Origin of the sequence: Flavobacterium sp. KACC 22761 (assembly GCF_034058155.1) — a bacterium.
GTDB lineage: Bacteria > Bacteroidota > Bacteroidia > Flavobacteriales > Flavobacteriaceae > Flavobacterium.
In genome coordinates this window covers 1413291-1426361 of sequence record NZ_CP139148.1, presented here as the reverse complement: position 1 = coordinate 1426361, position 13071 = coordinate 1413291, and the positions used below count along the sequence as shown (strand labels likewise).

Genomic DNA, 13071 nt, shown 5'->3' with positions numbered 1-13071 from the left:
ATTTATTGCGGAAAATCACATATATCTAAACTGGACTGAAGTCCAGCTCTACAAAATAAATCGTTCCTGCGGAACTTTAGAAAAGAGCCATCCGCTCTAGCCATATTGTAAGGTTGGACTTTGGTCCGATTTAGATATGTTGTATTTATATCAAATTTTCAAAAACGCATTTTTCATCATATTTGACATTGTATTTATTCAGAAAATAGGAGTATTCGTCTTTGAAGTTTTGTTTTTTGTGATGTTCTTCTTGATTGGCGATATATTTAAAAACGGCATCAATATGAGATTTACTATATGAAAAAACGCCATAACCTTCTTGCCATTCAAATTTGCTTTTTGTCAATTGATGATCATTGATGAATTTTGATGATTTTCCTTTTACAACCTTCATCAAATCTGAAATAGAAACGGTTGGTTTTAATGCTAGAAGACAATGAACATGATCTTCAATGCCATTTATAATAATTGTTTTGCAACCTGTTTCATTTATTAAATTTCCAATAACACTAAGTATTTTAGATTTACATTCAGAAGTAATTTGGGCTTCTCTGTATTTAACCGCAAAAATGGCTTGGATATAAACTTGATGAAAATTGTTTGACATTTTTATATTTTTAAAGATTAAAATTTTATAAATATATAATTTTTCTTACAAAATATTCGTGTCGTATAAAATAAACTGGACTGAAGTCCAGCCCTACAAAATAAATCGTTCCTGCGGAACTTTTGAAAAGAGCCAAAAGCTCGAGCCATATTATAAGGTTGGACTTCAGTCCAGTTTGGATATGTTGTATATATTAAATTTCAAAAACTGAAGTCCAGCCCTACAAAATAAATCGTTCCTGCGGAACTTTTGAAAAGAGCCAAAAGCTCGAGCCATATTATAAGGTTGGACTTCAGTCCAGTTTGGATATGTTGTATATATTAAATTTCAAAAATTGAAGTCCAGCTCTACAAAATAAATCGTTCCTGCGGAACTTTAGAAAGAGCCAACGGCTCGAACCATTTTGTAGGGCTGGACTTCAGTCCAGTTTAGATATGTAAGCTTAGCGTTTTAAAAAAACCAAGTCGCCACAAAAATCGCCGTAATCACACAGATCAAATCAACCAAAAGCATAGTACCCAAAGCATAACGCGTATTTTTGATATTTACAGATCCAAAATAAACCGCAATTACATAAAACGTACTTTCGGCACTACATTGGAAAATACTGCTTAATCTCGCCGTTAAAGAATCGGCACCAAAAGTATTCATCGAATCAATTAAGAAACCTCTTGATCCTGCAGAACTAAACGGACGCAACATTGCAACTGGTAACGCATTCGTGATTTCTTTGCTTACGCCTAAATTTGAGAATATAAATCCGATTCCGTCGCTGATAATTTCAAATAAACCGCTGTTTCTGAATAGTGAAATTGCAACCAACATTCCTAAAACATAAGGAAAAATCGTTACTCCTGTTTTAACTCCGTTATTTGCTCCAATAACAAAAGTGTCGAAAACGGTAGTGTCGGCTTCTTTGAATTTTTTCTCGTGCATGAAAGAGAAAATCAAAGTAAAAAGAACAATCGTAAGCAAAATTAAACCTGAAAGATTAGAAGTAAAGTAATTTTTCCCAATCAAGTCCAAATGATTCACATACAATAACAAACCAACAATCGCAGCAATCATAGTAATTAAACCAATTAAAAGCGAAGCACTTTTAAAATTGATTTTTTGTTTTATTCCAACAATTAAGAAAGCGGCAATTGTACCAATAAACGAAGTAATAACACATGGAAGTATTACATCGGCTGGATTTGTAGCATTTGCGGCAGCGCGATAGCCAATAATTGAAGTTGCAATCAAAGTTAAGCCTGACGCGTGAAGACACATAAACATAATTTGCGCATCACTGGCTTTGTCTTTTTCGGGATTTATTTCCTGTAAACTTTCCATTGCTTTTAATCCAAATGGCGTTGCAGCCGAATCTAATCCTAGGAAATTGGCAGCAAAGTTTAAGGTCATATAAGAAATCGAAGGATGATTTTTAGGAATACTTGGAAATACTTTTACAAAAACCGGACTTAAAGTTTTGGCTAGTTTTCCCGAAGCTCCAGAAATGATTAAAAGTTCCATTAATCCGCAGAAAAAAGCTAAATAGGCGATAAGCGGTAAAATCAAATCAACCAAAGTAGTTTTACAAGTTGGCAACAAACCATCAGATTTTTGAAGACCGCTGTAAATTTTTACCGTTTTGTTTTTGAAAACGTAAGTCGTGTCGGCATTTAGCGTATCACGATTGATAATCATGGTTTGATCTTTGGCTTTTGAAATGCTGTCTTTGATGAATACAGGAAGTTCTTCAACGTATTTTTCAGAAATCAAAATTGGATCGTCTTTTTTTCCATTCAAAACAGAATCAATCGTATATGTATTGGCAGTGAATAAACTGAATACAATAAAAACAATCGAAGAAATAAAAATCGTTAACCAAAATCTGCTCAATACCATAATTGTAATTTTTTGTAAATGTAATTATTTAGCAATAATAAGCATAAAGATTTAAGTAACGAAACAGGAAGTTATGGTTATGAACGGCAATTTTTTAATTAAAATTTGATTTATTCGATAATAATCTTGGTTTCCAAATACGTTTCAAAAGATTTAATATTTTCAAATAAAATCTGTTTTTGGTCTGTTTTGAAATCCTTAAAAAACTCTGTTTCAATTTTGGCATGATTTTTCTTGATCGTTCTTTTCCAGATTCCAACGACTTTTCCATTCTCTAAAATTATGGGTTTAAAAATGCCATTATTAGTAAAAACTTTCGATTGATGTTCTGTATTGAAAGAAGCTTCGCGTGTTTTATACGAAATTAAAATCTCATCAAAAGCGGGAAGAAAATGTACGCTTTCGCGAAAGTGATCCGCGTCTTTAACCTCTTTTTTAAACCAATATTTCTGATTATCAATAGTAACATGATTCAATTGCAACCCTATTGCGTTAATGGCTTTTTGACAAATTGTTGGCTGAAAACCTGACCACCATGAAAAATCTGGCAATGTTGCCGGACCGTGACTTTCAAAATAACGTTGAGCAAGTTTTGCTAATGCTTCTTCTTTGGTTAAATTATTTTTTGGCTTTGAAACTCTTTCTTCAAGCAAAGCATAAGTTATCTGTTTGCCTTTCATTTCTCCATTACAAACCAAACCATCGAGTTCTGCGTTCATCATAATTGCCGCACTCAAAAAATCATCACTTGCAGTTTTTTTTATGCCAAGTTCCTGCATAATTTCATTTCGAGTCAAATGATTATTTCCAGCTAATAATTTTTCAATAGCAGCATTTGCTTGATTTAATTTTTTTTCATCGTAACCATATTTTTTAGCTGCAGAAGCTGTAAAACGTTTCACTTGCGACGCCGAAAGATCTAACATCCAATAAATATCATCAGGAGAAACAAAATGCCAAGTCGGACGCAGAATATGAGTTCGGATAATTTTGCCCGAATTTATAGCTTCTTCTATCTCTTTTTCTGAGGAATTGCAACGCGAACCAATGGCCCATTTTGCCATTGCATAATCCTGAGCCTGCATTGCTCCGAAATGTTTCACAATTTCCGGTGGTAAACAAGAACTGGTTTTATAAAGCTTTTGCGAAACCAAACGATAATGTGAAATTTCCTCTTGTGTCATTTTTATACCATATAAGTCATAGAAGTTCATTTTAACATACTAGTTAAAAAACTTAGCATCTTAGAACCTTAGTAGCTTAGAAACTTAAAGCTAAACATGAATAATCTCTTCATCAATCAATAAATCTTCTCGGCGTAAGCGAAGGAAAATCTGAGCTACGGCAATCGTATCTTTTTCACAATACGTAATAATTCGGTCAATGTCTTTTTCGACATAATAGACATGAGCAACCTGACTTCCGTCAATATCGCCTTTTGGCGATGGTACGCCTAAAATCTTGGTAAGCAGTTTCAAAGAAGTAAAATGCTTATAATCGCCAAACTTCCATAACTCTAAAGTATCTAAATGCGGAATTTCCCAAGGCTTTTTACCAAATAAATTCAATTTATCGGGAATTGGCATTTGATTAATGATCATTCTTCGAGCAATAAATGGAATGTCAAATTCTTTTGAATTATGTCCACAAAACAAATGTTGTGGCTGATTGAAATGATTGTTGATCAGGTTCGAAAAGTCTTTCAGGATTTTCTTTTCTTCACCAAAAAAAGAAGTCACCCTGAAATTTCTTACATCTCCTTTGATGGTAAAAAAACCGACAGAAATACAGATAATTTTTCCAAATTCAGCCCAAATTCCGGCGCGATCGTAAAATTCTTGTGGAGAAAAATCGTCTTTGCGCTGATATTGCGTTTTTAAATCCCAAAGAGTTTGCATTTCCGCGTCAAGCGAATTGAAATTTTCCTCTTCAGGAACGGTTTCAATATCGAGAAATAAAATGTTGTTGAGGTTTATTTTTTCAATCATATTTTTTTAGCCACGAATTGCACGAATAACACTAATTTTTTTATTTGGTATAAATGTACACAAATTTGATTTTTTAATTCGTTATAAACACAAAATGAATGAATTTACTTATTTTTTGTAAAATGAATTAATCGAAAGGCTATAAAGAATATTCGTGGGAATTAGTGTAATTCGTGGCAAACTAAAACAAACTTTGTTGTTTACTTGGATTTTCATGTTCTAAAAGCCATTTTTTGCGTGACAATCCGCCGGCATATCCGGTTAAAGATCCATTTGTTCCAATAACTCTGTGACAAGGAACCACAATCCAAAGCGGGTTTTTTCCATTTGCCGAAGCCACTGCTCGAATCGCTTTTACATCGCCCAATTTTTTGGTTTGATCCATATAACTTACCGTTTTTCCGTACGGAATTTCTAATAATGATTTCCATACTTTTTGCTGAAATTCGGTTCCTTCTGGATTGAGTTTCAAATCAAAATCAGTTCTTTTGCCCTCGAAATATTCGTTTAATTGTGAAACAGCCTCTTGTAAAATTTCGGGAATGGTTTCGGAAACTTCGTTTGTACCAACATCAGAAACAGAAATTACCGAAATGCCATTTTCATCTCCAATAATTTTGGTGATTCCTAAAGGCGAATTGATATAAACTGTTTCCATGTTTTTATTTTACCGCAAAGACGCGAAGGTTTACGCAAAGTTCGCAAAGTTTTTTTAAACCATGTAAGTTATATAAGTAATTTAAGTTTTGTGTTATCATGTGGTTGTCACCCTGAGCGAAGTCGAAGGGCTCGCCAATTGCAATGGGGCTTCTCCCGAAGTCTCGGGATCGCTCAGCCTGACAATTTCATTAATAATTTTCTAATCGAAACTGATAACTTAAAACGGTCTCAGTTTTCTCACTCGAAATAACCTTTTGGATGTTTGATTTTTCAGAACTGAATTTCGGTTCTGGCAAATTCATTTTAATCGCCTTTTGGGAATAAAACTCCTCTCTTGTTGGGTGAAAAGGAGCTACGGCGTTAAAAACTTCACTCCATTTTGATTGATTTATGATTTCTTCAATTATTCCGATGCAATCGTTTAGATGAATCAAATTTATTGGCGCATCTGGGTTTTCTAAATTTTCTTTTCCGGCAAGAAATTTTACAGGATGACGATCTTCGCCAATCAATCCACCGAAACGTAGAATTGTAGTTTCAAAGTTTTGATTTTCTTGAAGAAGATTTTCGGTTAAAAACAGTTGTCTGCCACTTTCGGTTTCTGGATTTGGAATCGTTTCTTCGGTAATTATGCTGTTATCATCGCCATAAACCGATGTTGAACTTACAAAAAGCACTTTCTTGATTTCTGATTTTTCTATAAACGGAATTAAATTTTTGATTTTTTCGACAAAAACCTTCTTCTCAGAATCAGCATTGATTGCTCTCAATTTTGGCGGAATATCTATGATTAAAATTTCACTTTCGGATAAAAATGCATTTATAGATTCAGAGATGCTTTCGCTTTCAAGCGTTACCAAAAACGGATTTATTCCGGAATCTTTTAAAATTGCGAGTTTATTTTCTGAAGTTGTTGAGCCGTTTATCGAATTTCCTTTTTCAATCAGTTTTTTTGCCAAAGGAAAGCCGAGCCAGCCACAGCCGAGAATGCTAATTTGTTTCATTTTTTTGTTTGCTTTGAGTAATAATCACGCAAAGTCGCTAAGACGCCAAGTTTAATTTTCTTTGCGAATCTGCGACTTTGCGAGATTAAACAGCTTAATTTATTTATATCACAAAGTTAAAGTAAATCGAACTTTATCTTTTCCTTTTGCGCCCATTCTATGGTAAAATTTAATTGCTCTTGTATTAAATTCGGGTGTTTGCCATTGAATATTGACGCAATTGTTTTGTTTTCCGATTTCTTTTAATTTTTCGATCAAGATTTCACCAATTCCAAAACCTCTCGTTTCTTCTTCCAAAAATAAACAGTCCATGTAGAGAAAGTTTTGCGCGTTCCAAGTAGAAAAATCAAAAGTATAAGAGGTATAACCAACAATGGTTTCTTCTGTAGCCACAACTAAACAATATAGTTTTGGATTTTGGCTAAATAAAGCATTTTTTAAACCTTCTTCTTTTCCTTCGGGAGAAAATTCGGCTTTTTCAAATTCGGCGTGTTTTTGAATTAAAATGAGCAGTTTAGGTAAATCTGTGATTTCGCAGTTTCTTATTGAATATTCCATTGCAGATTGATTTCGTTTTGTAAAAAGCTGATGAAATGATGGAAATAATCTGGATAATTTTCATTGGCACGTGTTGCGATGAAATGTTTTCGTTTCAAACCATTTTTCCCGACTTTAATTGCTCGTATAGTACTTAACTTTAGATGCGGTTGAAGCGCCCATTTTGCCATTGACATTACACCCATATCGGCTTTTACCATTTCGAGAGAAGCTTCGGTCAATGGCATTGGTGTTATTTTTTTTGGTGTGATTTTGGCTGGAGCCAAAAGAAATTGATGAATGGTAACAGTTTCCATCGGAAGTGAATGTATAATCAAATGTTCTTCTGCAAAATCTTCTGCAACAACATATTTCTTATCTGCCCACGGATGATTTTCAGAAACTACCATTACCACTTCATCTTGAAAAAGCTCGGTATATTTGATGTTATTATCTTTGATGGTGTCGCTTACAATGGCAATGTCAATCGTATTATCTAAAAGTTTTTGAAGTGGAATATGAGTTGCCTCGATTACAATTTTCAATTCAACATTTGGATACAAAAGATGAAACCGTTTTAAAACCGGTGGAAGCCAATGATAACTCGAGAAACATTCGGTACTGATTCGGATTTCGCCATATTCGCCAAAAACCATTTGTTTGATCTGACTTTGAGTTTCGGTGAGTTTATTCAGAATTTCGTTAGCGAGTTCATAGATTTTTTCTCCCGCTTTTGTGAGTACCAGTTTTTTATTAGTTCTTAAAAAGATGGCTGTACCCAGTTGATATTCGGCTTCTTTGAGTTGATGACTCAAGGCCGATTGCGTTAAATGAAGTTTGTCGATCGCTTTTGTGATGCTTCCTTCTTCGACGATTGCTTTGATCAATTTTAAGTGGCGTATTTCCATTTTTGAAGAATTAATACGCAAAGAAACAAAATTTTAGACTCGCTTTTGTATGAAAAAAAGTAATGTTCTTGATGAATTCTTTTCGTTTTTATGGTGTTTGATGTTCGGCTACTTTTGGAAAAGTAAAACATCAAAACTTAAACAACATGGAAGCACAAATTAAACATTATGAAAACAAACTAGCTTTTGAAATGGATCCATCAGATTTATTTGAAGCTTTAAATAATGGCGAAAAAATAATTGTAATTGATGCTAGAAGAGCTTTTGGTTACGATGAAGAACATATTCCGAATGCGATTAATATACCACATCGCGAAATGAATTTAGAAACTACTCAACATTTAGACAAAGACATTTTGTATGTAACCTATTGCACTGGAATTGGCTGTAATGCCTCTACAAAAGGAGCATTAAACATGACAAAACTAGGTTTTAAAGTAAAAGAGCTAATCGGCGGACTGGAATGGTGGAAAATCGACGGATATGCAACTGAAGGAACAAAAGGCGAAAAGCAAGGTTTGAAGATTGAGTGTGCATGTTAAGTCTTAAAGGTTTTAAGATGCTAAGATTCTAAGGTACTAAGATTAAAAAAAGCACTATGAAAATAGTGCTTTTTATTTTTTTACATATGTTAAGAAACCTTAGTACCTTAGAACCTAATTTTAACCCTCAATTAAAGCTTTTAAGCCTTGAAGAATTGGATTTTCTTCACCTTGCGGTTTTTCTTGAACGGCTCCGGGACGATTATCTTCTTGAATTATTTCGAGTTTTGTTTTTTGGTTTTCTTCCGTCAAAACGTAGTTCATTATGAAGTAATTCTCTGGTTTGTCTTCTAATTCTGGTCTTGGAAAAAACAAAGAATATTTGATTTTTTGATTGGGAACAACTTCTAAAACTGTTCCCCATTGTTCAAAAACTTGGCCTTCCCATTCATTTCTAAATCGAATCTCGCTACCTGTTTTCCAATCTGTGATTAAATCACTTCCATATTGCCATTGTTTGACGAATTCTGCTTTTGTCAAGGCATTCCATACTTTTTCGACCGGGGCATTCAAAACGATTGTAGAAATATTTGCTGCCATTTTAATTGCGTTATTGTGGTTGAACAATAGGTTTTATGCTGTCTTTTGCTACTGTTAAACTATCCGTAACAGGAGCAGCTGGTACTTGCGGAACTGGCGCCACGTATCTTTTTATTTTTTGCTGAATCAAAACGGCATCATTCAATACAAAAGGAGTTGGCATCATCCAGTCGCTTCTTGGTTTTACTTTCAATAACGGATTAGTCATTAAATCGAAAGAGCTTTCGATTAAATCCATATCAAAAATTGAAGATTTATTGATGTAAAATTCCATTTCAAGTGGCTCGTTGCCTACAACATAATAGCATAATATTTTGGCGCCTTCTCTTTCAAGGCGATTTGTTTTTGCACCCGATTCTGAAACACCATTTGCTTTAAAGTTGTAGAACGTCATTTTTGGATTGGCGAAAATGTCATAACGATTTACTTTTCGGTTTGGCGTAATTCTGATTTTTAAATATCTTTTGTTTCCAATAACACTATCTCTTAAGAAAGCGATTGTTGGTTTTGGAACATCAACTACTGGAGCAATTGCACTATAAGTAAAACCAGAATTATACTTACTTGCAAGAGGAAGACTGTTTAATCCAACTGCTTTTTGGTTTTTTTCGCCTAAATATGATTTTGTCCAATCGTCTAAATTAATGTCGTAAGTTGTCCATACTGCAGAATTAGTGTTGGCATTATACACGTACAGCAAACTGTTTGATTTTGCTTTTCCGTGTTCGTATCCAGAATGATATCCTGCGTAGATGAAAAAGCCTATTGAAAAACCAAAAAACAATATAGTCCAGACACCTTTTTTGATAAATGCGCCAAATATGGGAAGCAATAATCCAAAAAGAAGCACGGTAAGAACAGCACTTCCAAAAAGAATTTTCAATCCTAAGCCGACCGGAAACATTACAATAAAAGGTGCAACAATAATTAAAGCCGGAATAGAGAAAACTAAATTCACTCCTAAACTATTGTGTCCAGTAAGAACATAAATTCCGAATAAAATTACGCCAAAATAAACAGGAACAATCAAGAAACCAGCTCCAACTAAACTATTGGCAATAAATCCATTTATGATTATCCATAAAAGTAAAGCCGAAACAAAATGATTCATTGTGGCTTTTGTCTCAGAAAAATGATGATAGAATGCAAAGCAAATTGCAATACTTAAAGTTACGAATGCTCCAATATAAGCATGGCCGTTATAAGTGAATCCGTTTAGTAAATCAGAATATTGAGGATATATTTCCAAAACGATTTTCCAGCCTAAGAAAGTTACTAATCCAGCAATTAAAATAGCGCCAATTAGTGGTACAAAACCTTTGAAAATCTCTCTGAAATTGACAATATGTTTTGCTTTTCCAATAAAAATAAATAAAATCAACAATCCTAGCGCAATAATTGTCATTGGGATTACCCAAGAAAATGGATAACTGATGAATGAGAAAGGAATATTGAAATACACATCATCTTCAGTAGAATCTGTTTCATTCAAATCGGTATTTGCGAAATATTTCAGCAAAGGCATCAAATACGAACCTTGATGGGCAAGAGTTGTTTTGTTTAAATGTTGTACATCATCTTGCTGCGTATGATAATTGTAATGTCCGTCGATAAAAGCAAAATTGAAACCTTGAATTTTTCCTTGCTCTCTAAAAACAGTCAAATCAGTATCGTTTGGAAGCATTTTGTAAATGCTGTACATCAAAGAATTTGAAACTGGATAAGCCGCTTTTGCATTTGCAAATTCTTTTACAAGGGTTTTGTTTCCTTGATTAGTTTCCATCAGCATATAACTTGGGCCAGATGAACCTCTAGCTTCAAAATTAAGCACTAAACCAACATCTTTTGCCCAAGGATGTTTGTTGACAAAAAGCGCGGCGCCGTTTAATCCTAATTCTTCGGCATCAGAAAACAGGATTATAATATCGTTTTTTTGCGGTTGTTTTGCATATAAAAAAGCACGGATGCCCTCTAAAATAGTAGCAACTCCAGAAGCGTCATCGCTGGCTCCTTTTGAAAAAGAATGGGGCGCGCTGTCGTAGTGTGAAAGCAATAAAAGTGCTTTTGAGTTATTTGAACCCTTTATGCGAGCCAGAATATTTTTTGATTTTACTAAAAGTCCTCTCTCGTTAAGTGTAAATCCTTCCTGGATTGAAGTTTCTAATCCTATTCGATTGAGTTCAAGAATTAAATAATTAGCAACAAGTTCATGATTGGTTGACCCTACATAATGCGGTTTTTGCGCAATAATTTCTACCTGATTCATAGCTCTTTCTGTCGAGAATTCTGCTAGTGCTTCTTCTTCCCGCGAGATATATTGTGGCATCATTGTGGCATAAATTATGCCCAAAATGCCTAATACACAAAGAAATCCAAGAATTGAGGTGGGGTTTTTTTTCATGATGAACAGTACTATATTTCTTTTTTAACTAGCATAAAATAATCATTGTCTAAGGAGCGGTATCCTTGGTCATACAGGAAATAGTAGGTGTTCCCTGTTTTGGTCTGCAAGATATTGGTAAAGAAATCAAAATCAAAACCTTTATTTATCATTTTTTCCCTTGTTGCTTTAGATTTTCCGTCCGTATTTAACTCAGCCAAAATACGGTAATTTTTGCGTAATTTGTTGTTCACATTGCGCATAAAATTTGTACTGTCTTTGTTTATTTTATTGTTGTAGGCATTTCGGCAGCTGTCAGAACAGAATTTTTTGTCTTCTCTACCAACAATTTTTTCGGAGCATTCGAGGCATGTTTTCATGAATTTAGTTTTTTGATTTCATATAAATCTGTTCTTCTGTCTTTTAACGTGTGAACGCTTCCGTGTTCGTGAAGCTCTTTCAGCAAATTTAAATCGACATCGACGATCAGCGTCATTTCAGTATTTGGAGTAGCTTCGGCTTTGATTCCGTTGCTTGGAAAAGCAAAATCTGAAGGTGTAAAAACAGATGCCTGCGCATATTGAATGTCCATATTATTCACTTTTGGAAGATTTCCAACGCAACCAGCAATAGCGACATAACATTCATTTTCAATGGCACGTGCTTGCGAACAATGTTTTACACGAGTATAGCCATTTTGTGTATCGGTTAAAAACGGAACAAAAAGTATGTTCATTCCTTCATCTGCCAATAATCTTGAAAGCTCTGGAAATTCTACATCATAACAAATCAAAATTCCAATTTTTCCGCAATCGGTATCAAAAGTTTTGAATTCTGAACCGCCTTTCATTCCCCAGTGCACGACTTCGTTTGGCGTGATGTGAATTTTGGTGTACATTTCTGAAGTTCCGTCTCTTTTGCATAAAAAACCGACATTGTATAGATTTCCGTTTTCCATATACGGCATGCTTCCCGTTATGATATTGATATTGTATGAAATTGAAAGTTCTTGGAAACGTTTTCTGACTGAGTCTGTATATCTAGCAAGTTCTCTAATGGCTTCGGCTTCGGATAGATGATTATAATCGGCCATTAGTGGAGCGATGAAAAGTTCTGGAAATAAAGCAAAATCACTTCCGTAACCTGAAACGACGTCAATAAAAAACTCGGCTTGTTCGATAAACTCTTCGAGATTGTTCAACGGACGCATTTGCCACTGAATCAAGCCAAGACGAATAACGCTTTTTTCAAGATTGATCAGTTTTGGACTTTCATCATAATAAATGTTATTCCATTCAAGCAAAACCGCAAATTCTTTTGATTCTTCGTCGCCTTCCAAATAATTTTTGATAATTCTTAAAACGTGAAAATCATTGCTCAACTGAAAGGAAAGAACAGGATCATACAATTCTTTGTGTTTTACCTTTTCAATATAATTTTTGGGAGTTAATTTTTTTGAATGTTGCGCATAATTAGGGATTCGGCCAGCAAATACAATAGCTTTTAGATTCAATTGCTCGCAGAGTTCCTTTCGGGCATCGTATAATCGACGTCCTAATCGAAGACCTCGATAGTTTGGATGAATGAAAACATCGATTCCGTATAAAATTTCGCCGTCATAGTCGTGGGTTGAAAAAGTATAATCGCCGAGAATTTGACTGTAATTGTGTTTTTTGTCCACCAGTTTTTCATCGACAATAATCGATAATGCCGATCCTACAACCTTGCCGTCAACCAAAATTACTAATTGTCCTTCTGGAAAAATCCCAAGCAATTTTTCAATCTCTTTAGATTCCCAATAGGAGTTTGCCATTTCGGGATAGGATTGAATCATCGAATTTTTTAATTGTTTGTAGTCTTCGATTTCCAAATTACGAAGCTCAACTTTTTTGATTTTTGTTTGCATATCGTAGGATTTATCTCAAATATACAAAAATATTTCCATTTACAAACGTTTACAAATAGTTACAATCGAAAGTAAATAGTTTACAACCGAATAATTTTTGAAAGTCGAT

The 13071-nt window shown here is 34.3% G+C and carries 13 protein-coding genes; 1 reads left to right on the top strand and 12 read right to left on the bottom strand.

Going from position 1 to position 13071, the window contains the following annotated elements; translation table 11 throughout:
* Positions 1-145: 145 nt before the first annotated feature.
* The 8 genes from tnpA to SCB73_RS06265 form a co-directional block, all read right to left on the bottom strand.
* Entirely contained in the window at positions 146-607 is a 462-nt protein-coding gene (tnpA, locus tag SCB73_RS06300; protein ID WP_320569232.1) for an IS200/IS605 family transposase, read from the bottom strand.
* A 450-nt stretch (positions 608-1057) separates the two neighbouring features.
* Positions 1058-2497 (bottom strand): nucleoside recognition domain-containing protein, encoded by a 1440-nt coding sequence (locus SCB73_RS06295; RefSeq protein WP_320569231.1) that lies wholly within the window; start codon positions 2495-2497, stop codon positions 1058-1060.
* Positions 2498-2607: 110 nt separating this feature from the next.
* The gene (locus tag SCB73_RS06290) at positions 2608-3681 is read right to left on the bottom strand and encodes a winged helix DNA-binding domain-containing protein (protein WP_320569230.1); all 1074 of its coding nucleotides are present in this window, start codon (positions 3679-3681) and stop codon (positions 2608-2610) included.
* Between the two features lie 90 nt (positions 3682-3771).
* Positions 3772-4485: a 3'-5' exonuclease gene (locus SCB73_RS06285; protein ID WP_320569229.1), complete on the bottom strand. Its 714-nt coding sequence runs from the start codon at positions 4483-4485 to the stop codon at positions 3772-3774.
* A gap of 181 nt (positions 4486-4666) precedes the next feature.
* Positions 4667-5143 carry a methylated-DNA--[protein]-cysteine S-methyltransferase gene (locus tag SCB73_RS06280; protein WP_320569228.1) on the bottom strand — a complete coding sequence of 159 codons (477 nt, stop codon included), beginning with the start codon at positions 5141-5143 and terminating at the stop codon, positions 4667-4669.
* Between the two features lie 190 nt (positions 5144-5333).
* A complete protein-coding gene (locus SCB73_RS06275) occupies positions 5334-6149 on the bottom strand; it encodes an NAD-dependent epimerase/dehydratase family protein (protein WP_320569227.1) in 816 nt (271 codons plus the stop codon).
* Between the two features lie 108 nt (positions 6150-6257).
* The gene (locus tag SCB73_RS06270; RefSeq protein ID WP_320569226.1) at positions 6258-6707 is read right to left on the bottom strand and encodes a GNAT family N-acetyltransferase; all 450 of its coding nucleotides are present in this window, start codon (positions 6705-6707) and stop codon (positions 6258-6260) included.
* A complete protein-coding gene (locus tag SCB73_RS06265; protein ID WP_320569225.1) occupies positions 6692-7594 on the bottom strand; it encodes a LysR family transcriptional regulator in 903 nt (300 codons plus the stop codon). The genes SCB73_RS06270 and SCB73_RS06265 overlap by 16 nt, the downstream gene beginning before the upstream one ends.
* Before the next feature lie 146 nt (positions 7595-7740).
* Between SCB73_RS06265 and SCB73_RS06260 the strand changes: the two genes are divergently transcribed.
* Positions 7741-8136 carry a rhodanese-like domain-containing protein gene (locus tag SCB73_RS06260; protein WP_320569224.1) on the top strand — a complete coding sequence of 132 codons (396 nt, stop codon included), beginning with the start codon at positions 7741-7743 and terminating at the stop codon, positions 8134-8136.
* Between the two features lie 120 nt (positions 8137-8256).
* Here the strand turns inward: SCB73_RS06260 and SCB73_RS06255 are convergent, their stop codons facing one another.
* The 4 genes from SCB73_RS06255 to SCB73_RS06240 are packed head-to-tail and all read right to left on the bottom strand — an operon-like array spanning position 8257 to position 12962.
* Positions 8257-8676, bottom strand: a complete 420-nt coding sequence (locus tag SCB73_RS06255; protein WP_320569223.1) for an SRPBCC family protein — start codon at positions 8674-8676, stop codon at positions 8257-8259.
* A gap of 10 nt (positions 8677-8686) precedes the next feature.
* A complete protein-coding gene (locus tag SCB73_RS06250) occupies positions 8687-11077 on the bottom strand; it encodes a M28 family peptidase (protein WP_320569222.1) in 2391 nt (796 codons plus the stop codon).
* A gap of 11 nt (positions 11078-11088) precedes the next feature.
* Positions 11089-11436 (bottom strand): hypothetical protein, encoded by a 348-nt coding sequence (locus SCB73_RS06245; RefSeq protein WP_132987834.1) that lies wholly within the window; start codon positions 11434-11436, stop codon positions 11089-11091.
* Entirely contained in the window at positions 11433-12962 is a 1530-nt protein-coding gene (locus tag SCB73_RS06240; protein WP_320569221.1) for a bifunctional GNAT family N-acetyltransferase/carbon-nitrogen hydrolase family protein, read from the bottom strand. Before SCB73_RS06240 ends, SCB73_RS06245 begins: the two co-directional genes overlap by 4 nt.
* Between the last annotated feature and the right edge of the window lie 109 nt (positions 12963-13071).